The following is a 24,876-nucleotide window of genomic DNA, read 5'->3' as shown; positions in this document are numbered from 1 at the left end:
GGCCCTGAAGACAACAACCTAGTCCGGTCGTTGCAGGGTCTTCTGCCTGAGGATATAGATCGAAACCAGCACCGCACTGGTCAGCATGAACCCCCGGGCCCAGGGCGACGGCACCAGGTAGCAGGAAAAGCCGATACTCGCCCACATCAGGCCGATGGCGTAGACCTTGCCCTTGAGGGGAATGCCTTCGCCACTGAGATAATCACGAATCCACGGCCCGAGCCGCGGGTGGTTCACCAGCCAGTCATGGAAGCGGGGAGAGCTGCGGGCAAAACAGGCGGCCGCGAGCAATAGAAAAGGGGTGGTTGGCAGTACCGGAAGGAAAATGCCAATCACCCCCAACGCGACGCTGAGCCAGCCGACGGCCAGCAGCAGGTAGCGCACCACCACGCAATCAGTGGTGGCGCGGCTTGAGCAGTGCCGGCTTTTCGTCTGGCGCGTGGCACAGCAGGTACAGGGCGGTCAGCGCTTCCGGAATCTGCACGATCATGTCGTCCATCAGGTTGGCATCACTGGCGATATCGGCGAATTCAGGCTGCTCGTCGAACAGGCCGGAACCGACCATGATCGGCAGGAGCATCTCGCTGACTTCTTCCTCGGCGCTTTCGAACCAGGCTTCCTCGCGCAGGAACACGCCTTCCATGAAACCGATGCACCAGCCGCGCAGGTCGGAGTCGTCCGGCTCTTCGCCGAGGTCGAGGTCGCATGGCAGCTCGAATTCCTCGTCGCTGGCCAGTTGGCGGGCAATATGGCCCTTGAGCTGGACCAGGGTGGCTTCGATCTCGGCACGCTGGGCGTCGCTGGCGTAGTGCGGCTCCTCGGAGAACAGGGCGTCGATCCACTCGCGCTCCGGTACTTCTTCGGCGCAGATCGACAGCGCGGTCAGGTAACCGCAGGCGGCCACGTAGTCCAGCGCCTCTTCATGCAGCTCGTCGGCGTCGAGGAAGGCTTGCAGGCGGGTCAATTGCTCGGCGAAGGACATTTAGGGGCTACCTTGGAAGTGGTTCAATATTGAATTCTAGCATTGTGGGGGCCCTGCAAGGCAAAGGATGACGCTCTATCTCGCGGTCGCCCTGCGCGGGTGGGCGCTCGGGTATACTCTCGGCTTTTTTCCGCCGGGTGCGGGTTTTCCCCCGGTAAAAGCTGCTTGCGTTTTTTTACGTGAGTCGCGAGGGATTTTCATCCAGCCTGTATGGCCAGGATGGGTTCACGATTTTGGAGTGGTTATGCTCGAACAGGCTCAGCGCGTCCTCCGCGATATCTTCGGCTACGACAGCTTCCGCGGTCGCCAGGGGGCGATCATCGAACGCGTGGCCAAGGGCGGCGATGCGCTGGTGCTGATGCCGACCGGCGGTGGCAAGTCCTTGTGCTTCCAGGTCCCGGCGCTGCTGCGTGACGGCCTGGCGGTGGTGGTGTCGCCACTGATCGCGCTGATGGAAGACCAGGTCGCGACCCTCGATGAACTGGGTGTCGCCGCGGCTTCGCTGAACTCGACCATGAGCGCCGAGCAGCAGCGCGAACTGGCCGGACGCATCCGCCGTGGCGAGCTGAAGATGCTCTATCTCGCACCGGAGCGCCTGGTGCAGCCGCGCATGCTGGATTTCCTGCGCGAGCTGGACATCGCCCTGTTCGCCATCGACGAGGCCCACTGCGTTTCGCAATGGGGCCACGACTTCCGTCCGGAATACCTGCAACTGGGCCAACTGGCCGAGCTCTTCCCCCATGTCCCGCGCATCGCCCTGACCGCCACGGCGGACATGCGCACCCGCGAAGAGATCGTCACCCGCCTGCACCTGCAGGAGGCCGAGCGCTTCCTCTCCAGCTTCGACCGCCCGAACATCTTCTACCGCATCGTGCCCAAGGAGCAGCCGCGCAAGCAGTTGCTGGCGTTCCTCGGCGAACGTCGCGGCAACGCCGGCATCGTCTACTGCCTGTCGCGCAAGAAGGTCGACGAGGTGGCCGCGTTCCTCTGCGGCGAAGGCTTCCCGGCCCTGCCGTATCACGCCGGCCTGCCCGCCGAGACCCGTGCCGCCAACCAGCGCCGCTTCCTCAACGAGGAAGGGCTGATCATGGTCGCGACCATTGCCTTCGGCATGGGCATCGACAAGCCCAACGTGCGTTTCGTCGCCCACCTCGACCTGCCCAAGTCGCTGGAAGCCTACTATCAGGAAACCGGTCGCGCCGGCCGTGACGGCCTGCCCGCCGATGCCTGGATGGCCTACGGCCTGCAGGACATGGTGATGCTCAAGCAGATGCTGCAGAACTCCGAAGGCGACGAGCGGCACAAACGCGTCGAGCAGCACAAGCTCGACGCCATGCTCGCCCTCTGCGAAGAAACCCGCTGCCGCCGCCAGGCCCTGCTGCGCTACTTCGACGAAGAACTGCCCAACCCCTGCGGTCACTGCGACAACTGCGTCGACGGCGTGCAGACCTGGGACGCCACCGAGCCGGCCCGCCAGGCCCTGTCGGCGATCTACCGTACCGGCCAGCGCTACGGCGTCGGCCACCTGGTGGATGTGCTGCTGGGCAAGGACAACGAGAAGATCCGCAATTTCGGTCACGAGAAGCTTTCCGTCTATGGCGTCGGCAAGGGCCGCGCCGAGGGCGAATGGCGCTCGCTGTTCCGCCAGATGGTCGCCCGCGGCCTGGTGGATGTGGACCTGGATGGCTACGGCGGCCTGCGCCTGTCCGATACCTGCCGGCCCTTGCTGCGCGGCGAAGTGACCCTGGAACTGCGCCGCGATCTCAAGCCGCAGACCACCAGCAAGGGCAGCAGCAGTGGCGGCAGCCCGGCCAGCCAGCTGGTGCGCGGCGACGAGCGCGAGCAGTGGGAAGCCCTGCGCACCCTGCGGCGCAAGCTGGCCGAAGAGCATGGCGTGCCGCCCTACGTCATCTTCCCCGACTCGACCCTGCTGGAAATGCTCCGCAGCCAGCCCACCAGCCTGGCCGAGATGGCCCGGGTCAGCGGTGTCGGCGCGCGCAAGCTGGAGCGCTATGGCGAGGCCTTCCTCGAAGTGCTGGGCGGCGAGGCCGAGGCGCCGCCGGTGGTCACCGATCTGCGCCACGAACTGGTCAGCCTGGCCCGTGCCGGCATGACTCCGGCGCAGATCGCCGGGCAGTTGAAATGCAGCGAAAAGAACGTCTACAGCCTGCTGGCCGAGGCCATTGGTCGCCAGGAACTGTCGCTGGAGCAGGCCCTGGACCTGCCGGAAGACCTGATGATGGAAGTGCAGGACGCCTTCCTCGACGGCGAAGGCGAACTGCCTCCGGTCTCGGAAATCCTCCCGCTGTTCGCCTCGCGGGTGCCGGAAGGGGTGCTCTATTGCGTGCGTGCGGCCCTGGCCGCTGAGTTCGAGATGTAATGGGGTTGTCACTATTTCTTACGTTTGGTCAAGATCGTCGCCCAGATGAACCTTGCCTAAGCGCAATGGGCATGGTTAGCTGACTAATAATTAGTTCTGACCATGAGTTTTCCATGCCTTTGACCGATCAACACCGCTTCGGGATGCAACTTGCCCATATGTCCCGAGGCTGGCGCGCCGAGCTGGACCGTCGCCTGGCGGGCCTCAACCTGTCCCAGGCGCGCTGGCTGGTGCTGCTGCACCTTGCCCGTTTCGACGAAGCCCCGACCCAGCGTGAACTGGCCCAGAGCGTGGGCGTGGAAGGCCCGACCCTGGCCCGCTTGCTGGACAGTCTCGAATCCCAGGGGCTGGTCAAGCGCCATGCGGTGCTGGAAGACCGTCGGGCCAAGAAGATCGTCCTGTGCCCTTCGGCCACGCCGTTGATCGAGCAGATCGAAACCATCGCCAATGCCCTGCGGGTAGAGCTGTTCACCGGGGTAGATGAAGAGGAACTGGCGGTGTGCATGCGGGTGCATACGCGGATTCTGGCGAATCTGGACAAGTCCAAGGTTTGATTGTGCTCTTGAGGGCCTCATCGCTGGCAAGCCAGCTCCCACAGGTTCGGCGGTGCACGCGGACCCTGTGGGAGCTGGCTTGCCAGCGATGAGGCCCTAGAATGTTTGCCCCAGATTCAGATACACCGCCTTCTGATCCTCGGTGTTGAACCCATAGCTGAAGCTCAACGGCCCCAGCGGCGTATCGAAGCCGACGAAGATGCTCGCCGCATTGATATAGCCACTGTCGAACTCGTTGTCGTTGTTCCACACCCGCCCGCGTTCCAGCGAGCCGCCCAGGTACAGCGGGAAGTCCAGCGGCAGGTAGGCCCGCGGGGTCAGGCGGCGGTAGTACACCATCCGCGCCAGGCTCAGGTTCTGCCCCGATAGCGAGTTCTGCCGGAAGCCCGATAGCTGCCGTGCTCCGCCCATCACCATCGCCGACACCACCGCATCCGCGTCATCCAGCGTGCGTCCATAGCGCCCGCCCAGCACCCAGGTGTTCGGGCCGCTGCTCAGCGCCTTGTCCAGTTTCATTTCCCACTGCTGATAACGCTGGTCCGAACCCAGGGCCGGCTCGAACTGGCGCAAGGTCAGGCGGAAATCCTCGCCGCTGTGAGGGAAGTAGACGTTGTCGAGGCTGTCGAAGGAGTACTTCAGGTCGTAATAACCTTCGGTGAGGCTGACGTCCGGCAGGTCCTGGTCGCCGATCCTGACCCGTGCCCGGCCCCACGCCTGGCCCACACCCAGGCGTACCTCACCGCTGGTGCCGATCTGCCGGCCGACGTTCAGGCCAAAGCCATAGCGCTCCAGGCGGTACTCCGCGACCGGATCCTCATCCAGCGCCACGTCGATGTTCTGCGAGCCCAGTTCCAGATAGGGCGCGACGAAGTAGCGCGATCCCGCATCCAGCGGCTGGTAGAACTCGCTGTACAGCTCCTGCACATCGCCGATCTGCGCCCGGGTCAGCCATTCCGCGCCCAGCTTGTTGATGCCGTTGACCCGGTAGCTGGCGCCGAGGTTGAAGGCGCTGTCGCCGCGCATGTCGTCGGAGAGGTTGAGCCCCAGGCGCAGGTAGTCGGTGCCCCCGCGGCGCCCACGGGCGTTGATCACCAGGGTGTGGTCCTGGCCCTTGTGCACCACGCGGTACTGCACCCGGTCGAAGTAGTCCAGGCCGTACAGGGTGCCCATGTCGGTCTGCAGGCGGTCCAGGTCCAGCGGCTGGCCGATGTTCTGGCGGATGTAGTAACGGATCACGTCGTCGCTGACCTTGGAGTCGTTCTCCACCTTGATCGCGGTGATGACCGGCGTGCGCTGGTCCGGCGAGCGCGCCACCGCCAGTTCGATGTCGCTGCCTGCGGGCGGACGCAGGGCGGCCAGGCGGCTGTCGAGGATGCGCGTGGCGCGGTAGCCGGCGTCCATCATTTCCTCGGCGCGGCCGAAGTCGGTGGCGCTGATGCTGGCCAGCGGTGGCTGGATCAGGATGTCGTCGCGGTGCAGGGCCGCCAGTTGTTCCTCGGAATTGCGCCGGGTCATCAGGGTGATGGACTGGTTGAGCACATCCACCACCGTGCCCAGTTGCTTGCGGTTGCGCAGCGGGGTGCCGATATCGACGACGATCGCCACGTCGACCCCCATCTGCCGCACGATATCCAGGGGAATGTTGTCGACCATGCCGCCGTCCACCAGCAGCCGGCCATCCAGCTCCACCGGGGCGAACACCGCCGGGATCGACATGCTGGCGCGGATCACCTGGGGCAGGTGGCCGCGGCTGAACACCACTTTCTCGCCGCTGGCGATATCGGTGGCCACCGCGCGGAAGGGTATTGGCAGCTTGTCGAAGTCGCGGGTATCGCTGGTATGGGCCAGCAGGCTTTCCAGCAACAGGGCGAGGTTCTGGCCCTGGATCACCCCCAACGGCAGGCCGAGGCTGCCGTCGTCGCGGAAGCTGATCTTCTGTTTCACCAGGAAGTCGCGGTCGTCCTGCTTGCGCCGGAAGGGCACGTCCTTGCGCGGCGGGGCATCGGACAGCGCCTGCTGCCAGTCGATGCTGCGCGCCAGCTTTTCCAGTTCCTCGACCTTGTAGCCCGAGGCATACAGCCCGCCGATCACCGCGCCCATGCTGGTACCCGCGATGGCATCGATCTTCACCCCCTGTTCCTCCAGGGCCTTGAGCACGCCGATATGCGCCAGGCCACGGGCGGCGCCGCCGGACAGCACCAGGCCGACCTTGGGCCGGGTGGCCTCGGCGGCGAACAGTTGCAGGGACGGGAGCAGGAAGAGCAAACACAGCAGCAGGCGGCGCATCGCGATTCTCGAAGCCAGGGGCAAACCGCTAGTATAAGCGCCACTTATTTTGTTTGAGGTCGTTACCGTGAGTGCGTCGAAGCCGGAAATCGTCATCACCTACTGCACCCAGTGCCAATGGCTGCTGCGCGCCGCCTGGCTGGCCCAGGAACTGCTCAGCACCTTCAGTGACGAGCTCGCCCGGGTGGCCCTGGAGCCGGCCACCGGCGGCACCTTCCGCATCACCTGCGACGGCGTGCAGATCTGGGAGCGCAAGGCCGATGGTGGCTTCCCGGAGGCCAAGGTGCTGAAGCAGCGGGTACGCGACCAGATCGATCCGCAGCGCGACCTGGGGCACAACGACCGCTAATGTTCCGCCGCTGTCTTGCGTGACGCGTTGCTGGCCGCCAGGCGGCTGGAAATGACGATGGCGAAGATGATCAGCACGCCGCCCAGCAGCATGCGTGGTGTCGGGGTTTCGGCGAACAGCATCCAGGCCACGGCGATGCCATAGATCGGCTCCATGGCGAAGACCACGGCGGCGGTGCGCGCCTTGATCACATTGAGCGCCGCGACGAACAGGCTGTGGGCGACGCCGGTGCAGAACACCCCGAGCAGGCCGATCCACAGCCAGTCCAGCGCCGGCACTTGGCTCAGGCCTGGCGCGGCGAAGGGCAGCAGGCACAGGGCGACCACCAGGTTCTGGCACATCGCCGCCTGCACCGCCGGAACCCGTCCCGAACCAGCGCGGTTGGTCAGCGACAGCAGCGAGAACAGCAGGCCGGACAGCAAGGACCAGAGCAGACCGCCAGTGGCCTCGCTGGCCAGGTTGAATTCCGGGGTGACCAGGATCAGGCCGACACTGACCAATCCCACCAGGACCAGCTCGTTGCCGCGAATCCGCTCGCGGAACAGCAGGCCTTCGAGGATCACGGTGAAGGCCGGGAAACTGGCGAAGCCGAGGGTGGCGATGGCCACGCCGCCGACCTTCACCGAAATGAAGAAACTCACCCAGTGCCCGGCCAGCAGCACGCCGCCCAGGCCGAGGCGGCGCCAGTCCTGGGCTTGCAGGGCTTTCCAGCCCGGCCCGGCGAGGCGGGCGAACAGGGCCAGGGCGAGCACCGCGAAGGCGGCGCGACCGAAGACGATGATCGAGGGCGAGGCGCTGGCCAGCTTGCCGAAGACGCCGGTCAGGCCGAAGAACAGCGCGCCGATATGCAGGGCGCCGAGGGCGGTGCGGTGGTTCATGGAAGTCCTTGCAGGGTCGGGGAGCGACGCGGCCAGTCTACGGCGCCCGGGCCCCGGCGTCTGTCGCCGGACTCGCGTCAGTTGTCGCCGGACTCGCGGCGCAGCGCACCGGGGCTGCGTCCGAAAGCCTTGAGCATGGCGGCGGCGAAGGCGCTCTGGGAACTGTAGCCGACCCGGCTGGCGATCTCGCCGATGGGCAGGCGGCTGCCTTGCAGCAACTGGCGGCCGCGCAGCAGGCGGTGCTGGCGGATGTAGTCCATCGGCGTGATCCCGCGCTCGGCCATGAAGCGCGCATGCAGCCGCGCGCTGGACAGGCCGGCCAGGCGGGCGAGGTCGGCGACTTGCAAGGGATAAGCGGCGTATTGCTCGATATGCGCGTCGAAGGACGCATAGGGCAGTTCCCGCGACGGCGGCAGCGGGCTGTTGCCCGGATTCAGGCTGGCCAGCAACAGGACCGCGCCCTGGCGGGTGATCAGGGCATCGTCCATCGGGCTGTGCGCCAGCCAGTCCACCAACTGTTGCTGGCGGCTGTCCAGCAGCAGCGGGCCGGGGCGCTCCAGCAGGCGCAGGCAGTCGCTGCTGCGCTCGCCGAGACTCTGCGCCAGCCAATTTTCCGCCGGCACATCCAGCACCAGGCAGTGGCTGCCGACAGGGCTGCCGCAGGTGTGATGGGCGCCAGCGGGAATCACCATCAGGTCCTGGCGTTCGACCCGTCCGCCACGGCCGTCCACCTCGAAATCCAGGCGCCCGCCGAGACCGAACACCAGTTGCGGGTGGTCGTGGGCATGGGCGATCAGGTCGTCGCGGTAATGGCGCAGGGAAAGAATCGGGCCGTTGCTCATCTGGCGTGCTGTCCGGCTGGGCGAAGGGGGCCATTGTACGCCTCGGCGGCTGTCATGGGACTGCCGCAGGGCTGTCATGTCGGATTAACCGCTGGCTGGCAAGGTCGAGCAAATTCACTGGAGCCTCGCCCATGAACAGTGCCGCGTTTCTCAAGCCCACGCGCAAGCGGCGTGTCCGCACCCTGTGGATTTCCGACGTGCACCTGGGCACCCGGGATTGCCAGGCCGAGCATCTCTCGCAGTTTCTCAAGCGCTACCACGCCGACCGCATCTACCTGGTGGGCGACATCATCGACGGCTGGAAACTGCGCGGCGGCATGTACTGGCCGCAGGCCCATACCAACGTGATCCGCCGCCTGCTGACCATGAGCAAGCGCGGCACCGAGGTGATCTACGTCACCGGCAACCATGACGAATTCCTGCGTCGCTATTCCAAGTTGATCCTCGGCAATATCCACCTGGTGGACCAGGCCGAGCACCTCACCGCCGATGGTCGCCGGTTGCTGGTGATCCATGGCGACCAGTTCGACGTGATCACCCGCTACCACCGCTGGCTGGCCTTCCTCGGCGACTCGGCCTACGAATTCACCCTGACCCTCAATCGCTGGCTCAACCACTGGCGGGCGCGTTATGGCTATGGCTACTGGTCGCTGTCGGCGTACCTGAAGCACAAGGTCAAGACGGCGGTGAACTTCATCAGTGATTTCGAGGAAGCCATTGCCCACGAGTGCGTGAAGCAGGGCTATCACGGGGTGGTCTGCGGGCATATCCACCATGCCGAGATCCGCAAGGTGGGGGAGGTGGATTACCTCAACTGCGGGGATTGGGTGGAATCGTGCACGGCGTTGATCGAGCATTGGGATGGCAGTATCGAGCTGTACAGGCTGGCCGAGGATCAGGCGCGGATGGCGGAGGAAGAGGCCGCCAGGGTGGCCGAGTCCGTGCAAGGCTGACGGGCCTCATCGCTGGCAAGCCAGCTCCCACAGGTACAGCACAGGCCTCAAGATTTGTGCTGACCCTGTGGGAGCTGGCTTGCCAGCGATAGGGCCCTGAAGAGCAAAGCAAATTCCTGAACCTGCCTCAGAAGCTTACTTTCCCGCGCAACATGTCGCGATACATCACGAAATCCCCCAGCAAGCTATAGAACGGATGCTGAAAGGTCGCCGGCCGGTTCTTCTCGAAGAAGAAATGCCCGATCCAGGCAAAGCCGTACCCGGCGAACGGCACGGCCAGCAGCAGCAACCATTTGCCGCTACCGATCGTGTAGGCAAGCAGGGCGATGACCAGGGTGGTACCCACGAAGTGCAGGCGACGGCAGGCGGGGTTGGCGTGTTCGTTCAGGTAGTAGGGGTAGAACTGCGCAAAACTGCTGAATCGTCGAGAGCTTTCCACGGGGCTTGGGCCTCCTTGTTCTTGTCGATCGTCAACGGATACGGCGTGGAGCCTGAACCCAGTCTAGAGTCATTAGCTGTATCAGCAAGTGACAATAAGCGCCACTTTAGTATCCTTGCGCCTTATCCCATTTCAGAGCCCGCCCATGAACGAGAGAACCACGTCAGCAAGCTGGGCCTCGGGCATTGTCAAGGCGCTTGAACTCGAAGGGCTGGACTGCGCGGCCCTGTTCCACAAGCTTGGCCTGGACTTCGCCGCGCTGAGCGACCCCGATGCACGTTTCACCCAGGATTCCATGACCCGCCTCTGGCAACTCGCCGAGGAGCTGTCGGGCAACCGCGCCATCGGCCTGAACATGGCCCGGGTGGTGCGCCCGGCGTCCTTTCACGTGGTCGGCTATGCGCTGATGTCCAGCCGCACCCTGGCCGAGGGTTTCGGGCGCCTGGTGCGCTACCAGCGGATCATCGCCGAGAGTTCGGACCTGAGCCTGGAGCTCGGCCCGGAAGGCCATGCGCTGATCCTCACCGTGCACGGCGACCATCTGCCGCCGACCCGGCACAGCTCGGAGGCCTCGCTGGCCTGCGCGCTGTCCCTGTGCAGCTGGCTCAGCGGGCGGACCATCCAGCCGCGTCGGGTACTGATCCAGGGGCCGCAGCCCGAGGATATCGAGCCCTACCGCATCGCCTTCCATTCGCCGCTGGTGTTCAACGCACCCTATGATGCGCTGATCTTCGAACCCTCCGACCTGCAAAGCCCGCTGCCCACCGCCAACGAGGCGATGGCGGTGCTGCACGACCGGTTTGCCGGAGAATACCTGGCGCGCTTTTCGGAAAGCCGGGTGACCCACCAGGCCCGTCAGGTGCTGTGCCGCGTGCTGCCCCAGGGCGAGCCCAAGCGCGAACTGGTGGCCCAGGCCTTGCACCTGTCCCAGCGCACCCTGCAGCGCCGCTTGCAGGAGGAGGGCACCAGCTTCCAGGCGCTGCTCGACGATACCCGCCGCGAGCTGGCCGAGCAGTATCTGTCGCAACCGGGCATGACCCTGCTGGAAACCGCCTATCTGTTGGGCTTCGCCGACCCGAGCAACTTCTTCCGCGCGTTCCGCCGCTGGTTCGACCTCACCCCCGGCGAATACCGCGCCCGCCGCCACGGCCTGAAGACCGAGGCCGAGACAGACGCCGTCAGTGCCGCCAGAACGCCGGCATACACAGAACAAATACGGTAATGATCTCCAGGCGGCCGAGCAGCATGCCGCCTGCCAGGATCCATTTGGCCGCATCCGGCAGGGTGGCGAAGTTGCCCGCCGGGCCGATGGTCTCGCCCAGGCCCGGGCCGACACCGGACACGGTACTGGCGGCACCGGTCAACGCGGTCATCCAGTCGACGCCAAGCAGCGACAGCAGCAGGGCGATCACGCAGATGGTGATGGCGAAGAAGAACGAGAACGTCAGGATCGAGCGCACGATTTCTTCGTCGAGGCGGTGACCGTTGTACTTCTGCTTGATCACCGCGCGCGGGTGGATCAATTGGTTCAACGAGGCCTTGAGCAGGATGTAGGCGACCTGGAAGCGGAAGATCTTGATCCCGCCGGCGGTGGAGCCGGAGCAGCCGCCGATGAAACCCAGGTAGAAGAACAGCATCAGCGAGAAGTTGCCCCACAGGCTGTAGTCGCCGAGGGCGAAGCCGGTGGTGGTGACCACCGAGGTGACGTTCAGCGCCACATGGCGGAAGGCGTCCAGCCAGTGCAGCTTGGTGGTCGCCCAGTACCAGGTGCCGAGCACCACCCAGGTCGCCACCAGCAGGAACAGCAGGCCCTGCACCTGCTGGTCGCGGATCAGCGCCCTGCGGTTGCCGCGCAGGGTTGCGACATACAGGGTGAAGGGCACGCTGCCGGCGATCATCACTACCACCGCGACCCAATGCACCGCCGGCGCGTCCCATTTCGCAAGGGACAGGTCAGAGGTTGAGAACCCCCCGGTGGAAATCGCCGACATGGCGTGGTTGATCGCATCGAACGGGCTCATCCCCGCCCACCAGAACGCCAGGCTGCCGAGGATGGTGATGCCGACGTATACCAGCACGATGTACTTGGCCACCATGTGCGAGCGGGGCATGACCTTTTCCGAGCGGTCCGAGGATTCGGTCTGGAACAGGCGCATGCCACCGATGCGCAGCAGCGGCAGGATCGCCACCGCCATGCCGATGAAGCCGATGCCGCCGAGCCAGTGCAGCAGCGAGCGCCACATGAGGATGCCCGGCGACATGCTGTCCAGGCCGCTGAGCACGGTGGAGCCGGTGGCAGTGATCCCCGACATGCTCTCGAAGAAGGCATCGGTGTAGCTGATGTGCTGGGTCAGCAGGAACGGCAGGGCGGCGAAGATGCACACCACCAGCCAGCTGCTCACCGTCAGCAGGTACATGTCCCGCGGGCGCAGGTGCACGTGCGCGGGGCGCCCGGGCAGGACCAGGGCCAGGCCGGCGACGAAGGTGATCAGGCTCGACCAGAGGAACGACGGCATGTCGCCGGTGCGCTCGAAGATGATCAGCGTGGCCATGGGGACCGTCATGCTGATCGCCAGGGTGATCAGGAAGATGCCGATAATGAAACCGATGATCCTGAGGGTCGGCAACGCCACCATGTACTGAGTCCTGACTCGAAACGGAAGGGCGCCATTCTACCTGCGACCCTTTTTAAGTAAACGGCGCTGTTAAGTAAACGGCGCTGTGCGCTTTGCCGAAGAGCACCCTAGAATGGTCGTTCATTTTTCCACTGGAGGGTAGCCGATGGAGGCTCTCGACGCTTTGCTCAACCGTGTATCCGTTCCGCGCCTGACCGAGCCTGCGCCCAATGCCGCGCAGCGCGAGGGCCTGTTCCAGGCGGCCTTGCGCGCGCCGGATCATGGGCAACTGCGGCCATGGCGCTTCATCACCGTCGAAGGTGAAGGGCGCAGCCGGCTGGGTGATCTGTTCGCCGAAGTGGTGGCACAGAAGGGCGATGCTGACCAGGCTGCGCTGGACAAGGCCCGGGCCATGCCGTTGCGTGCGCCGCTGCTGGTGCTGGTGATTGCCCGGACCCGTGAGCACTTCAAGGTGCCGGTGTCGGAGCAGGTGCTGGCGGCGGGTTGTGCGGCCCACGGGATTTTGCTGGCGGCGCATGCCCAGGGGATTGGTGCGGTGTGGCGTACTGGCGAGATGGCCTATTCGGCCCATGTGGCCAAGGGGCTGGGGCTGGAAGAAGGTGAGGAGCTGATCGGCTTCCTGTACCTGGGCACGCCGATGGGAGAGCCGCGTACGGCGCCGGTGCTGAAGACCGAGGATTTTGTCAGCGCCTGGGGCTGAAATCTTCAGTGGGGCTGATGGCCCTATCGCTGGCAAGCCAGCTCCCACAGGTACAGCACAGGCCTCGAGACTTGTGCTGACCCTGTGGGAGCTGGCTTGCCAGCGATGAGGCCATCAGCCTCCCAGTATTAACCACTGACACTCCCCTGGACCGGTAGCACCAGGGTAGCCACAAACCCACCCTGCGGATGATTGTCCAACTGCAACACCCCGCCATGCCGCTCCGCCGCCTTGCGCGCGATCGCCAATCCCAGCCCATGCCCTGCCGCCGTCTGCCCCGGCGCGCGGAAGAACGGCTCGCCCAACTGCTCCAGATGCTCCGGTGCCACGCCCGGCCCGTGGTCACGCACGCTGAGCACGATCCGTTCGCCATCCCGCTGCGCCACTACCTCGATCGGTTCACCCTCGGGATTGAAACGCAGCGCATTGCGCAGCAGGTTGTCCACCGCTCGCTCCACCAGGGTCGGCCAGCCCTGCAGGCTCAGCCCCGGCATTTCCTCCAGCTTGATCAACTGCTCCGGCGCACTCAGTTGTGCGTCCTTGCACACCCCGTTGACCACCGCATTCACATCCACGGGCTCGGCATGCGCCTGCTCGGCATCGACCCGGGCCAGCACGAGGATCTCGCTGATCAGCGCTTCCAGGCGGTCGCATTCGCGGGTCAGGCGTGGCCAGTAGGTATCGCGCTGCTCCGGTTCGGCGCGCTCGGCCAGAGCGAGGGCGATACGCAGGCGGGCCAAAGGAGAGCGCAGTTCGTGGGAGACGTCACGCAGCAACTGGCGCTGGCTACCGATCAGGCTCTGCAGGCGCGAGCCCATACGGTTGAAATCATTGGCCAGCACACCGAATTCATCCCGGCGCGCGGCCAGGCGGGCCAGGCTGTTCTGTTGGTAGCTGGCCTGGCCAAGGTCATGCACCGCGCCGCGCAGGCGACTGAGCGGGCGGGTGATGGACAGGGTCACCAGCAGGCTGAACAGGGTCAGCACCACCAGGGCGATCCCCAGGGCGCTGAGCGGCCAGATCAGGCTGTCGCGGTGCCAGGCGTCCAGCTCCGGGTGCGGGATGCGATAGATCAGCAGGTAGGTTTCGCCGCTGGTGGGGCTGGTGTATTCCTCGGTCAGGCGGCGCCAGGGCAGCGGCCGGTGATCGTTGCCCTGACGGGCTTCGAAGTCCGCCGCACGGCGCGGGAAGGTCCCGGGCACCACGGAGTCACCGGCTTCGTTGAGCACCTGGGTATCGATGTGGTAACGCCGCTTGCGCTGTTCCAGGTACTTTTGCGCCGCTTGCGGACCGAGGGTCTCGTAGCGCTCGGTCCAGTTCTTCGCCAGGGTGTTGAGGCCCGGATGGCGGCTGAGGATCCAGTTGTCCTGGTTGAGCATGTGCCCAAGCAGGATCGACAGGCCGGCGACCAAGGCGATGGCCAGCCAGAAGCTGGCCAGGATACGCCAGAACAGTGAGCGCAAGGGCAGTCCCTCAAACAGGAAAAGCCCGGCCTGCGTGCGCAGGCCGGGCGGGGGTCATGGATTATTGGGCCTTTTTGCCATGTTCGGCTTTCCAGGCCTGGAACTCTTGCCATTCGGCACGGCGTTCCTCGCGTTTTTTCTTCATTTCGTCGAACTGCTTCTGCTGTTCAGGCTTGAGCAGGGCGCGGATATCGGCCTGGTTCTTGTCCTGCTTGGCTTTCAGCTCGTCTTTCATCGCCTTCTGCTCAGCGGCAGGCAGCTTGTCCAGGTATTTGCGGGTGACCTCGCGGCGGTCTTTCATTTCCTGGCCCATCAGCTTGCCGATCTGCTGGCGCTGTTCGCGGCTCAGGTCCAGCTTGCCCAGCGGGTCGCCACCGCGGTGGTGCTCGCTGAAGCGTGGGCCGTGGTCAGGACCCGGGCCCGGGCCGGCGTCCGGCATGGCCATGGCGACGGTCGGCAGGGCGGCAGCGAACATCAGGGCGATAAGGGTCTTGCGCATGGTGTATCTCCTTTCTGAAGGCCGGTCGTTACCGGATGTGGCCAGTTTAGGGAGATCAAGGTCAGCGGCGGTCAGCCATCGGTAAAGCTTGGGTAAAGAGGGTCGGTGACCGTGCTGACATAGCGCCTACAGGCTGTAGTAGTAGCCGCGGCTACGCAGGGCGACGATGCGCGGACGGCCGTCGGCATGGGGGCCGATCTTCTTGCGCAGGTTGCTGACATGCATGTCCAGGCTGCGGTCGTACAGGGTCAACTTGCGGCCCAGGGCGATCTGCGCCAGCTCCTGCTTGTCCAGCGGCTCGCCGGGCTGGCGCAGCAGGGCTTCGAGGATGCGGCTTTCGGACAGGGTCAGGGTCAGCTCGCGCTCGTCGATCTCGACCACGCCGCGGGCCGGGCTGAAGCTGAGGTCGCCCAGCTCCACCTGGGTCGGTGCCGCCGGGGCGTGGCTGCGGCGCAGCACGGCGCGCAGGCGGGCGGTGAGCTCGCGGGGGTCGCAGGGCTTGGCCAGGTAGTCGTCGGCGCCCAGTTCCAGGCCGAGGATGCGGTCCAGCGGCTCGCCGCGGGCGGACAGCATCAATACCGGCAACTCGGCGTGGTCGTTGCGCAACTGCTTGAGCAGCTCCAGGCCGCTGCCGTCGGGCAGCATCACGTCCAGCACCACGGCGGCGGGGGCCTGCTCGGCCAGGGCCTTGCGGGCGCTCAGGCCGTCGTGGCAGGCACGGACCTGGAACCCCTCCTGGCCCAGCCAGTGGGCAAGCAGTTCGCAGAGTTCCTGGTCATCGTCAATCAGTAGCAGTTCGCTCATTTCTTACTCAGTTCAACCATTGCTTGCGCCGTCTGTGGCTGCCACTGGCAAAGATACCGCAAAGCACGGCGATCAGGGCGACTCCGCCGCCGGTGACGAACCATTGCTGCTGATCGCTCAGCAGGCGTGGGCTGACACTGGCCTGGGCTTCCTTGAGCGCCAGCTTCAGGCGCTGGTTTTCCTGGCGCAGGCGGCCCAGTTGTGCGCTTTCGCGTTCGTTGTCGGCGTTCTGCAGTTGCTGGGCCAGGGCTTCGCGCTGGCGTTCGCTTTCCTGCAGGCGCTGCTGCAATTCGGTGATCTGGCTGCCGGCGCTCAGCGACAGCGGGGTGGATTCTTCGGCCTTGGCCATGGGGCTCAGCAACAACAGGCACAGCAGCAGGGACAACGGACCTTGACGCATTTTAACTCCTGTAATTCAAGACGAATGTTCAGGACGTTGTCGGCAGGGCGATGAGAATAATGAGCAACGGGAGGGATTTAAAGCCTGGATGGCGCGCCGCCGCCGGGCGGCGCGCCAATGCATTACGGCAGGACTTGCTTGAACGGTTTGACGATGACGTTGGCGTAGACGCCGGCGGCAATGTACGGGTCGGCATCGGCCCAGGCCTTGGCGGCCTCCAGCGAGTCGAACTCGGCGACGATCAGGCTGCCGCTGAAACCGGCGGCGCCCGGGTCGTTGCTGTCGATGGCCGGGTGCGGGCCGGCGAGGACGATGCGGCCTTCGGCCTTCATTTGCTGCAGGCGCTCCAGGTGCGCCGGGCGGGCAGCCAGGCGGGCATCCAGGGAGTTGGCGACATCGGTGGCGATGATGGCGTAGAGCATGTCATTCCTCGGGTTTGGGAGTGGTGGGATCACTGTCGTGCAGGTGCCGGGACAGGTAGACGCCCTGGGCGACCAGGAACAGCACGGTCATGCCCAGGCTGCCGAACACCTTGAAGTCGACCCAGTAGTCCTGGAAGGTGAACGCGACGAACAGGTTGGCCGCGCCGCAGAACAGGAAAAACGCGATCCAGGCCACGTTCAGGCGGCTCCAGACAGTGTCCGGCAGAGTCAGGGCATGGCCCATGATGCGCTTGATCAGCACCTTGTCGCCGATGAAGTGGCTGCCGAGGAAGGCCAGGGCGAACAGCCAGTTGACCACCGGCGCCTTCCACTTGAGGAAGGTTTCACTGTGGAAGGCCAGGGTCAGGCCGCCAAACACCAGGCAGGCCACCAGGGTCAGCAACTGGCCTTTTTCCAGGCGGCGCTGGCGGATGAACAGCGCACCGTAGACCACCAGCGAGCTGATGATCAGCACCGCGGTGGCACTGTAGATGCCGCCCAGGTTGAAGCTCTGGCCAGCGACCTCGACCAGGCGCGGTTCGATCTTGTAGACGATGAAAAACAGCAACAGCGGGATGAAATCGATGAATTGTTTCACGGTAGCAGCCAGGAGCGGGATGTCCCGGCATAATAACAAACCTCAATGAGAGGAAAAGCTTCACCCCATGAATGTTGATCTGCACTGCCACAGCACCGCGTCGGACGGCTCGCTGACCCCCACCGAACTGGTCGCCCGCGCCTATGAGCAGGGCGTACGGGTGATGGCGCTCACCGACCACGACACCCTCGAAGGCCAGCTCGAGGCCCGCCAGGCCATGCGTGAGCGGGGCATGCAGTGGGTCAGCGGCATCGAACTGTCGTGCACCTGGTCGGGCGCCACCATTCATGTGCTGGGCTATGGCTTCCCGCTGGATGCGCCGCCCTTGCTGGAAGCGGTGGAGTCCCTGCACCGCGGCCGCTGGCTGCGGGCCGAGGAAATCTCCCGACGCCTGGCGGCCAAGGGCATGCCGGGCGCGCTGGAAGGCGCGCGGGCGATCCAGCAGGCCCTGGGCGACAGCGGCAATGCGCCGGCCCGTCCGCATTTCGCCGATTTCCTGATCCAGGCCGGCCACGTCAAGGATCGCGCCGAAGCCTTCCGCAAGTGGCTCGGTGCCGGCAAGCTGGGCGACGTCAAGCTGCACTGGCCGACCCTCGACGACACCGTAGAGACCCTGCGCAAGTCCGGCGCCTGGGTCAGCCTGGCCCATCCGATGCATTACGAACTCACCCGCAGCAAGCGCCGTCGCCTGATTGCCGACTATATTCAAGCGGGGGGCCAGGCTCTGGAGGTGGTCAACGGTATGCAGCCGGCGGAACAGGTCGGCACCTTGTCCATCCTGACCCGCGAGTTCGGTCTGCTGGCCAGTGCCGGCAGCGACTTCCATGGCCCGGGCACCTGGTCGGAAATCGGTGTCTACCGGCCTTTGCCGGAGGATCTGCCACCTCTGTGGCGTCGATTCAAACATGAGCAGCCATCCGCGGACGCCTGAACAGGAAGACAACGTGAGTCAATTTTTCCAGATACACCCGGAGAATCCACAGCTGCGCCTGATCAAGCAGGCGGTGGAGATCATCCGCAAGGGCGGGGTGGTGGTGTTTCCCACCGACTCGTCCTACGCCATGGGTTGCCAGATCGGCGACAAGGGCGCCATCGAGCGGGTACGCCGCCTGCGCCAACTGGACAAGAACCATAACTTCACCCTGATCTGCTGCGATATGTCGCAACTGGGGCTGTTCGCCAAGACCGACACCGGCATTTTCCGCCTGCTCAAGGCCCATGTGCCGGGGCCCTACACCTTCATTCTCAATGCCACCCGCGAAGTGCCGCGCCTGCTGATGCACGAAAAGCGCCGCACCATCGGCCTGCGCGTCCCGGATCACCCGATCACCCTGGCCCTGCTCGAAGAACTGGGCGAGCCGCTGATGAGCGTGAGCCTGATCCTGCCTGGCGACGAAGAGCCGATGACCGATCCCTACGAAATGCGCCAGGCCCTGGAGCATCACGTCGACCTGATCATCGATGGCGGTTTCGGCGGCCTGAAGGCCTCCACCGTGATCAACCTGGCCGACGGCGAGCCGGAAGTGGTGCGGGTCGGCTGCGGTGACCCGACCCCGTTCATGGTCGAAGCGTGAGCGCGGTCGAAACCGTCGAGGCGCCCGTCGATCCCCAGGCTGGCGCCCAGCAGGAACTGCCGCTGGTGATGGTCTATGGCCAGGCCCTGACCGAAATGCCGGTGGACCTGTACATCCCGCCGGACGCCCTGGAAGTCTTCCTCGAAGCCTTCGAAGGCCCGCTGGACCTGCTGCTCTACCTGATCCGCAAGCAGAACGTCGATATCCTCGATATCCCGGTGGCGGAAATCACCCGCCAGTACATGGGCTATGTCGAGCTGATGAAGACCGTGCGCCTGGAGCTGGCCGCCGAATACCTGGTGATGGCCGCCATGCTCGCCGAGATCAAGTCGCGCATGCTCCTGCCCCGGGCCGAGACCGCCGAGGAAGAAGAGGACGACCCGCGCGCCGAGCTGATCCGCCGCCTGCAGGAATACGAGCGCTTCAAGGCCGCCGCCGAGGATATCGACCAGCTCAGCCGGGTCGGTCGCGACGTTATCGTGCCGCGCCTGGAGGCCCCGCAGGCCAAGGCGCGCAAGCTGCTGCCGGAGGTGATCATCGAGGAAGTGCTGATGTCCATGGCCGAAGTGCTGCGGCGCAGCGACCTGTTCGAGAGCCACCAGGTCAGCCGCGAGGCGCTGTCCACCCGCGAGCGCATGAGCGAAGTGCTGGAGCGCCTGCGCGGCGCCGGCTTCGTGGCCTTCGGCGAGCTGTTCAAGGCCGAGGAGGGCAAGCTCGGCGTGGTGGTGACCTTCATGGCGATTCTCGAGCTGGTCAAGGAACAACTGGTCGAACTGGTGCAGAATGAGCCCTTTGCGCCGATCCATGTCCGGGCCCGGGCAGAGTAATCCACGAGCACCCCAATGAACCTGACTGACCCCCACGACCTGGCGCCGCTGCTGGAAGCCTTCCTGCTGGCCTCTGGCAAAGCGCAATCCCTGGAGCGCCTGTTCGAGCTGTTCGAAGAAGCCGAGCGCCCTGAGCCGGAGGTGTTCAAGGAAGCCCTGGAACTGCTCCGCGAGTCTTGCGAGGGCCGGGCCTTCGAACTCAAGGAAGTGGCCTCCGGCTATCGCCTGCAGATCCGCGAGGACTACGCCCCCTGGGTCGGCCGCCTGTGGGAAGAACGCCCGCAGCGCTATTCCCGCGCCTTGCTGGAAACCCTGGCGCTGATCGCCTACCGCCAGCCCATCACCCGTGGCGAGATCGAGGATGTGCGCGGCGTGGCGGTCAACAGCAACATCGTCAAGACCCTGCTCGAGCGCGAGTGGGTGCGGATCGTCGGCTACCGCGAGGTACCCGGGCGCCCGGCGATGTTCGCCACCACCAAGGCGTTCCTCGACCACTTCAACCTGAAAAGCCTCGACGAGTTGCCGCCGTTGGCCGAACTGCGCGAAATGGAGCCCTCGCCGCTGCCGCCGGTGGACCTCGACGACCTGCCGGTCCCGGCCCATCTGCAAGCCATGGCCGACGCCAGCGCCGATCCGGACGAGCAGCCGCCGGCCGAGGAAACCAGTTTCCGCACCCTGCTGACGGAGCTGGATGCGATGGAGGAAGGGTTGAAGACCGATTTCGACGACCTGCTGCGGGACCTGCCTGAAGCTGGCGACGAGGCCGAGCCGGTCGAGGCGGACCCGGAACAACCCAAGGATTGACTCACCGCCGGGCGCAAAGCCCGGCGTGCAACACGATATCGGTCTACTCTCTGGTGCGTTTGCGCCGCGATCAGCGTATGATTCGCGGCCTTTTTGGTGCCCGCTGCACCAGGAACCCAGATTCGACTTTTTACACCGGGAGGTGCCCAGATGAGTGAACAAGACCTGCAAGACAGCCCGCCACGTCCGGCCGGGGAAAAACTGCAAAAAGTACTCGCGCGCATTGGCGTTGGCTCGCGCCGCGACGTCGAGGCCTGGATCGGCGAAGGCCGCATCAAGGTCAACGGCGTGGCCGCGACCCTTGGCCAGCGTGTCGACCTGCACGACGCGATTTCCGTCGACGGTCGCCTGATCAAGCGTGAAGAAAGCGCCGAGTCCGTGCGCCGCGTGATCATGTACAACAAGCCCGACGGCGAGATCTGCACCCGTGACGACCCGGAAGGCCGTCCGACCGTGTTCGACCGCCTGCCGCGTCCGAAAGAGGGGCGCTGGATCAACGTCGGCCGCCTCGACATCAACACCACCGGCCTGCTGCTGTTCACCACCGACGGTGAACTGGCCAACCGCCTGATGCACCCGTCCTTCGAGATGGACCGTGAATACGCGGTACGTGTGCGCGGTGAGGTCGATGACGACATGATCGCCCGCCTGAAAGAAGGCGTGGTGCTGGAAGACGGTCCGGCGCGTTTCACCGATATCCAGGTAGCGCCGGGCGGTGTGGGCTTCAACCACTGGTACCACTGCGTGGTGATGGAAGGCCGCAACCGTGAGGTGCGCCGCCTGTGGGAATCCCAGGGCCTGGTGGTCAGCCGCCTGAAGCGCGTGCGTTTCGGCCCGGTGTTCCTCAACTCCGACCTGCCGATGGGCCGCTGGCGCGAAATGAGCCAGGGCGAGATCGACATCCTGGCGGCGGAAGTGGGCCTGACCCCGGTAGCGATGCCGGCGATGAACGCCAAGACCAAGGACAAGCTGGAGCGCATGCAGCGTAAATCCAGCAAGCCGGTGGGTCGTGGCGAGCGCGTGCGGACCTTGCGTCCGGCTGCGGAGGGTGCAACCTCCGAGCGTCCGGCACGCAAGCCGCGTGAAGAGGCTCCGCGCAAAGGCCGCACCACCGTGGCCGAGCGTCCGAGCGATGTGCGGCGCAAGCCGGCGGGGGCGCCGAAGCGTTCCGGGCCGGGTACTGGTCGTGGCAAGCCTCGGTCCGAGTAAGGGGCTGATGTGAAGAAAGCCAACCTTAGGGTTGGCTTTTTTGTGCCTGGAGGTTTTGTGGTGGCTGTGAGGGCCCTATCGCTGGCAAGCCAGCTCCCACAGGTTCACCTGTGTCCGCAAGAGCACCGCTGTACCTGTGGGAGCTGGCTTGCCAGCGATGAGGCCCTCACAGGCACTGCATCAGCCAGTGCCTGGAAATATTTTGAACCACCTTGTAAAAAAATCCTTACGCCAACCACCCCTTTCCCCAACCAATCCAGCCCCCGCCGGAACCTGTAAACATTCCTTGCCGAAATCCCTCCAGAATTCCCCTTTACGCTTACGTCAACACCTTGCCCAAACCCCCGCAAACCGGGCTTGATGTCGCCGACAGCCAAGTGCCTGACCCGCCGCAGAGCGGGACAGAAAACAGAACAAAAACGGAGGGCGCGATGTACGCCATTCACTCCCCCAGGCTTCATTTCTTCCGCGGGAACGCTGCGTGCCGTTATCAAAACGTTACGCGGTGTGTTGACCCCTGCGTCAATGCAAGGGTATACAGTGCGCCGCGTTTTACCTGTGACCCTTCTGCGTACCGCGCATTCTGGCTGACGCCAGGCTGATCTTCCGGGCTTGTCCGCGGAAACCGCCGCGTCCGGCCCAAGGTAACCACCTTGCCCATTCCGCCGCGCCACGAGCGAGGCGGGTCCGATCCCGTCACAGATAAAAACAACAGGTGACTTCGTTCATGAGTGGAACAACTCCGCATTCAGGTGAGCTCAAGCGCGGCCTGAAGAATCGCCATATCCAGCTGATCGCCCTCGGTGGCGCCATCGGTACCGGCCTGTTCCTCGGCTCGGCCGGGGTGATGAAATCGGCCGGTCCGTCGATGATCCTCGGCTACGCCATCTGCGGCTTCATCGCCTTCATGATCATGCGCCAGCTCGGCGAGATGATCGTCGAAGAGCCGGTGGCCGGCTCTTTCAGCCATTTCGCGCACAAGTACTGGGGCGGTTTCGCCGGCTTCCTGTCGGGCTGGAACTGCTGGATGCTGTACATCCTGGTGGGCATGTCGGAGCTGACCGCAGTCGGCAAGTACATCCACTACTGGTGGCCGGAGATCCCGACCTGGGCCTCGGCGGCGGCGTTCTTCATCCTGATCAACGCGATCAACCTGGCCAACGTCAAGGTGTTCGGCGAGGCCGAGTTCTGGTTCGCGATCATCAAGGTCCTGGCCATCGTCGGCATGATCGGCCTCGGCAGCTACCTGCTGGTCAGTGGCAGCGGTGGTCCGGAAGCCTCGATCGGCAACCTGTGGGAACACGGCGGCTTCTTCCCCAATGGCGTGAGCGGCCTGGTGATGGCCCTGGCGATCATCATGTTCTCCTTCGGCGGCCTGGAAATGCTCGGTTTCACCGCAGCCGAAGCGGACAAGCCGAAGACCGTGATCCCGAAAGCGATCAACCAGGTCATCTACCGCATCCTGATTTTCTATATCGGTGCCCTGGTGGTCCTGCTCTCGCTGACCCCATGGAACAGCCTGGTGGCCAATATCGACGCGGCCGGCGGCTCCTATAGCGGCAGCCCGTTCGTCCATGTGTTCTCGATGCTGGGCAGTGATGTTGCGGCGCATATCCTCAACTTCGTGGTCCTGACCGCGGCGCTGTCGGTGTACAACAGCGGCACTTACTGCAACGCCCGCATGCTCTACGGCATGGCCGAGCAGGGCGATGCCCCGGCCAGCCTGGCGAAGATCGACAAGCGCGGCGTGCCGGTGCGGTCGATCCTGGTCTCGGCGGCGGTGACTCTCGTGGCGGTATTGCTCAACTACTTCATGCCGCAGAATGCCCTGGAGCTGCTGATGTCGCTGGTGGTCGCGACCCTGGTGATCAACTGGGCGATGATCAGCTACTCGCACCTGAAATTCCGCCAGCATCTGGACCGTACCGGGCAGAAGCCGCTGTTCAAGGCATTGTGGTACCCGTTCGGCAACTACTTCTGCCTGGCCTGGGTGGTGTTCATCCTCGGCATCATGCTGATGATCCCGGGGATCCAGGTGTCGGTGTATGCCATGCCGGTCTGGCTCGGGGTGATGTGGGTCTGCTACCAGCTCAAGAGCAAGCGGGTGGCGGCTGGGGCTGCTTTGGCCAAGTAAACATCCGGGACCGCTTTGCGGTCCTTCGCGGGCAAGCCACGCTCCTACAGACGACCGCATCCATCTGTAGGAGCGTGGCTTGCCCGCGAAGGGCCGCAAAGCGGCCCCAATCCAGACAACACCGGGTATCCTGACTGCCTCTTTATCCCGGTCCCCTCCGAATGCTCCAACTCTCCAACACCGTCCACATCCCCGACGAAGAAATCGAATTGAACGCCATCCGCGCCCAGGGCGCCGGTGGGCAGAACGTCAACAAGGTTTCCAGTGCCGTGCACCTGCGCTTCGACAGCCAGGCTTCTTCCCTGCCGCCGTTCTACAAGGAGCGCCTGCTCCAGTTCAGCGACAGCCGCATCACCCGCGACGGCGTGGTCATCATCAAGGCCCAGCAATACCGCACCCAGGAACAGAACCGCACGGACGCTCTCGAGCGCCTGCGCGAACTGATCCTGTCAGCCGTGAAAGTGGAAAAGAAACGCCGTCCGACCAAGCCGACCCTGGGCTCGAAAACCCGCCGCCTGGAAGGCAAGAGCAAGCGCGGCGTGATCAAGGCCGGGCGCGGAAAGGTGGATTACTGAAGGGGGTGAAGCGAGGAGGGGGCTTGAGTGTGTGAAAACCGGTTGGACAACCAAGGTTTCCACACTCCCTGTAGTGCGCGGTTATTCCTGGTCGGCGCTTGGCGATTCATCGCCTTGTTGATCCGCCGACTGGGCGGGCTCAGCGTTGATGGGGGCCGGCTTCTGCTCGACATGATTCAGGCTTGGGAAGGGAAGATTCGGGATTTCGTGCATCTCGTCGTTCCTCGCAAGGTGGTCGTAGGTGGGAAGTTCACGCCAAAAGCGCGTATGGCTCCGGTGAAGCCGGGGGCAGGATACAGCAGTCTGGATGACAGATTGAGTTTTTCCTGCTGATTGGTAGGAAATTTACAACATTAGCGGGTCTTGAGGGCCTCATCGCCGGCAACGCCGGCTCCCACAGGTTTCGCGTACGCCGCCGATAATTGGACTGCCCCCAAGAAGTTGGAGACTAATCCAACCCTTGGGGGAGTTATGAAGTACACCGAACAGTTCAAGCTGGCAGCCATCACTGCCTATCTAGAGGGCAGTGATGGTTTTCGAAAGGTAGCCCAGCATTTCAACATCGATT

At 64.6% G+C, this 24,876-nt stretch carries 27 protein-coding genes; 13 read left to right on the top strand and 14 right to left on the bottom strand.

Annotation, left to right across the window (positions count from 1 at the left end):
* Positions 1 to 18: 18 nt before the first annotated feature.
* Both PSEMO_RS17520 and PSEMO_RS17515 read right to left on the bottom strand, forming a co-directional pair.
* Positions 19 to 384: a YbaN family protein gene (locus PSEMO_RS17520; protein WP_075804290.1), complete on the bottom strand. Its 366-nt coding sequence runs from the start codon at positions 382 to 384 to the stop codon at positions 19 to 21.
* Between the two features lie 10 nt (positions 385 to 394).
* Positions 395 to 982: a UPF0149 family protein gene (locus PSEMO_RS17515; RefSeq protein WP_075804258.1), complete on the bottom strand. Its 588-nt coding sequence runs from the start codon at positions 980 to 982 to the stop codon at positions 395 to 397.
* Positions 983 to 1,226: 244 nt separating this feature from the next.
* On the opposite strand from PSEMO_RS17515, the gene recQ reads away from it, so the two are divergent.
* Both recQ and PSEMO_RS17505 read left to right on the top strand, forming a co-directional pair.
* Positions 1,227 to 3,362, top strand: a complete 2,136-nt coding sequence (gene recQ / locus PSEMO_RS17510) for a DNA helicase RecQ (RefSeq protein ID WP_075804257.1) — start codon at positions 1,227 to 1,229, stop codon at positions 3,360 to 3,362.
* A 113-nt stretch (positions 3,363 to 3,475) separates the two neighbouring features.
* Positions 3,476 to 3,916 (top strand): MarR family transcriptional regulator, encoded by a 441-nt coding sequence (locus PSEMO_RS17505; RefSeq protein ID WP_075804256.1) that lies wholly within the window; start codon positions 3,476 to 3,478, stop codon positions 3,914 to 3,916.
* 96 nt (positions 3,917 to 4,012) lie between these two features.
* Here PSEMO_RS17505 and PSEMO_RS17500 read toward each other — a convergent pair whose 3' ends face one another.
* On the bottom strand, positions 4,013 to 6,202 hold the full coding sequence (locus PSEMO_RS17500) for a patatin-like phospholipase family protein (RefSeq protein ID WP_075804255.1): 2,190 nt from the start codon (positions 6,200 to 6,202) through the stop codon (positions 4,013 to 4,015).
* A gap of 67 nt (positions 6,203 to 6,269) precedes the next feature.
* On the opposite strand from PSEMO_RS17500, the gene PSEMO_RS17495 reads away from it, so the two are divergent.
* Positions 6,270 to 6,551 (top strand): SelT/SelW/SelH family protein, encoded by a 282-nt coding sequence (locus PSEMO_RS17495; protein WP_075804254.1) that lies wholly within the window; start codon positions 6,270 to 6,272, stop codon positions 6,549 to 6,551.
* On the opposite strand, the gene PSEMO_RS17490 is transcribed toward PSEMO_RS17495, so the two are convergent.
* Together PSEMO_RS17490 and PSEMO_RS17485 are read right to left on the bottom strand one after the other, a co-directional pair.
* Positions 6,548 to 7,429, bottom strand: coding sequence for a DMT family transporter (locus PSEMO_RS17490; RefSeq protein WP_075804253.1), 882 nt, complete (start codon positions 7,427 to 7,429; stop codon positions 6,548 to 6,550). The two genes, PSEMO_RS17495 and PSEMO_RS17490, sit on opposite strands and share 4 nt — an antisense overlap.
* Before the next feature lie 77 nt (positions 7,430 to 7,506).
* Positions 7,507 to 8,271 carry a helix-turn-helix transcriptional regulator gene (locus PSEMO_RS17485; RefSeq protein WP_075804252.1) on the bottom strand — a complete coding sequence of 255 codons (765 nt, stop codon included), beginning with the start codon at positions 8,269 to 8,271 and terminating at the stop codon, positions 7,507 to 7,509.
* A 131-nt stretch (positions 8,272 to 8,402) separates the two neighbouring features.
* Between PSEMO_RS17485 and PSEMO_RS17480 the strand changes: the two genes are divergently transcribed.
* Positions 8,403 to 9,224: a UDP-2,3-diacylglucosamine diphosphatase gene (locus PSEMO_RS17480; RefSeq protein WP_075804251.1), complete on the top strand. Its 822-nt coding sequence runs from the start codon at positions 8,403 to 8,405 to the stop codon at positions 9,222 to 9,224.
* A 127-nt stretch (positions 9,225 to 9,351) separates the two neighbouring features.
* Here the strand turns inward: PSEMO_RS17480 and PSEMO_RS17475 are convergent, their stop codons facing one another.
* Complete coding sequence (locus PSEMO_RS17475) at positions 9,352 to 9,663, bottom strand: DUF962 domain-containing protein (RefSeq protein ID WP_075804250.1); 312 nt, start codon at positions 9,661 to 9,663, stop codon at positions 9,352 to 9,354.
* A 145-nt stretch (positions 9,664 to 9,808) separates the two neighbouring features.
* Here PSEMO_RS17475 and PSEMO_RS17470 point away from each other — a divergent pair, with 145 nt between their 5' ends.
* Complete coding sequence (locus tag PSEMO_RS17470) at positions 9,809 to 10,885, top strand: AraC family transcriptional regulator (RefSeq protein ID WP_075804249.1); 1,077 nt, start codon at positions 9,809 to 9,811, stop codon at positions 10,883 to 10,885.
* Here the strand turns inward: PSEMO_RS17470 and PSEMO_RS17465 are convergent.
* Positions 10,842 to 12,296, bottom strand: coding sequence for a TrkH family potassium uptake protein (locus PSEMO_RS17465; RefSeq protein WP_075804289.1), 1,455 nt, complete (start codon positions 12,294 to 12,296; stop codon positions 10,842 to 10,844). The two genes, PSEMO_RS17470 and PSEMO_RS17465, sit on opposite strands and share 44 nt — an antisense overlap.
* Before the next feature lie 148 nt (positions 12,297 to 12,444).
* On the opposite strand from PSEMO_RS17465, the gene PSEMO_RS17460 reads away from it, so the two are divergent.
* Positions 12,445 to 12,999 carry an NAD(P)H nitroreductase gene (locus tag PSEMO_RS17460; protein WP_075804248.1) on the top strand — a complete coding sequence of 185 codons (555 nt, stop codon included), beginning with the start codon at positions 12,445 to 12,447 and terminating at the stop codon, positions 12,997 to 12,999.
* Positions 13,000 to 13,127: 128 nt separating this feature from the next.
* Here the strand turns inward: PSEMO_RS17460 and PSEMO_RS17455 are convergent, their stop codons facing one another.
* The 6 genes from PSEMO_RS17455 to PSEMO_RS17430 form a co-directional block, all read right to left on the bottom strand.
* Positions 13,128 to 14,468: a sensor histidine kinase gene (locus PSEMO_RS17455; RefSeq protein ID WP_075804247.1), complete on the bottom strand. Its 1,341-nt coding sequence runs from the start codon at positions 14,466 to 14,468 to the stop codon at positions 13,128 to 13,130.
* A gap of 55 nt (positions 14,469 to 14,523) precedes the next feature.
* A complete protein-coding gene (locus tag PSEMO_RS17450; protein ID WP_075804246.1) occupies positions 14,524 to 14,961 on the bottom strand; it encodes an LTXXQ domain protein in 438 nt (145 codons plus the stop codon).
* Between the two features lie 126 nt (positions 14,962 to 15,087).
* The gene (locus PSEMO_RS17445) at positions 15,088 to 15,765 is read right to left on the bottom strand and encodes a response regulator transcription factor (protein WP_075804245.1); all 678 of its coding nucleotides are present in this window, start codon (positions 15,763 to 15,765) and stop codon (positions 15,088 to 15,090) included.
* Between the two features lie 7 nt (positions 15,766 to 15,772).
* Positions 15,773 to 16,165 (bottom strand): translation initiation factor 2, encoded by a 393-nt coding sequence (locus PSEMO_RS17440; protein WP_075804244.1) that lies wholly within the window; start codon positions 16,163 to 16,165, stop codon positions 15,773 to 15,775.
* A gap of 122 nt (positions 16,166 to 16,287) precedes the next feature.
* Positions 16,288 to 16,587, bottom strand: coding sequence for a YciI family protein (locus tag PSEMO_RS17435; RefSeq protein WP_075804243.1), 300 nt, complete (start codon positions 16,585 to 16,587; stop codon positions 16,288 to 16,290).
* 1 nt (position 16,588) lies between these two features.
* The gene (locus PSEMO_RS17430) at positions 16,589 to 17,185 is read right to left on the bottom strand and encodes a septation protein A (protein WP_218641243.1); all 597 of its coding nucleotides are present in this window, start codon (positions 17,183 to 17,185) and stop codon (positions 16,589 to 16,591) included.
* Positions 17,186 to 17,252: 67 nt separating this feature from the next.
* On the opposite strand from PSEMO_RS17430, the gene PSEMO_RS17425 reads away from it, so the two are divergent.
* From PSEMO_RS17425 to arfB, 7 genes are all read left to right on the top strand, one after another.
* Complete coding sequence (locus PSEMO_RS17425; RefSeq protein ID WP_075804241.1) at positions 17,253 to 18,116, top strand: PHP domain-containing protein; 864 nt, start codon at positions 17,253 to 17,255, stop codon at positions 18,114 to 18,116.
* Between the two features lie 13 nt (positions 18,117 to 18,129).
* The gene (locus PSEMO_RS17420) at positions 18,130 to 18,759 is read left to right on the top strand and encodes an L-threonylcarbamoyladenylate synthase (protein WP_086937240.1); all 630 of its coding nucleotides are present in this window, start codon (positions 18,130 to 18,132) and stop codon (positions 18,757 to 18,759) included.
* 128 nt (positions 18,760 to 18,887) lie between these two features.
* Positions 18,888 to 19,586, top strand: coding sequence for a segregation and condensation protein A (locus PSEMO_RS17415; protein WP_178392016.1), 699 nt, complete (start codon positions 18,888 to 18,890; stop codon positions 19,584 to 19,586).
* Between the two features lie 15 nt (positions 19,587 to 19,601).
* Positions 19,602 to 20,390 (top strand): SMC-Scp complex subunit ScpB, encoded by a 789-nt coding sequence (gene scpB / locus PSEMO_RS17410; protein ID WP_075804238.1) that lies wholly within the window; start codon positions 19,602 to 19,604, stop codon positions 20,388 to 20,390.
* Positions 20,391 to 20,540: 150 nt separating this feature from the next.
* On the top strand, positions 20,541 to 21,599 hold the full coding sequence (rluB, locus tag PSEMO_RS17405) for a 23S rRNA pseudouridine(2605) synthase RluB (RefSeq protein ID WP_075804237.1): 1,059 nt from the start codon (positions 20,541 to 20,543) through the stop codon (positions 21,597 to 21,599).
* A gap of 727 nt (positions 21,600 to 22,326) precedes the next feature.
* Entirely contained in the window at positions 22,327 to 23,733 is a 1,407-nt protein-coding gene (locus PSEMO_RS17400; protein WP_075804236.1) for an amino acid permease, read from the top strand.
* Positions 23,734 to 23,894: 161 nt separating this feature from the next.
* Positions 23,895 to 24,308, top strand: a complete 414-nt coding sequence (arfB, locus tag PSEMO_RS17395; RefSeq protein WP_075804235.1) for an alternative ribosome rescue aminoacyl-tRNA hydrolase ArfB — start codon at positions 23,895 to 23,897, stop codon at positions 24,306 to 24,308.
* A gap of 81 nt (positions 24,309 to 24,389) precedes the next feature.
* Here arfB and PSEMO_RS33830 read toward each other — a convergent pair whose 3' ends face one another.
* Positions 24,390 to 24,521: a hypothetical protein gene (locus tag PSEMO_RS33830; RefSeq protein ID WP_256721153.1), complete on the bottom strand. Its 132-nt coding sequence runs from the start codon at positions 24,519 to 24,521 to the stop codon at positions 24,390 to 24,392.
* Between the last annotated feature and the right edge of the window lie 355 nt (positions 24,522 to 24,876).

The sequence above is a fragment of the Pseudomonas putida genome, assembly GCF_001941965.1.
GTDB lineage: Bacteria > Pseudomonadota > Gammaproteobacteria > Pseudomonadales > Pseudomonadaceae > Aquipseudomonas > Aquipseudomonas putida_L.
Note: the sequence above shows the minus strand (reverse complement) of the source record. Positions and strands in the feature narration are given on the sequence as shown.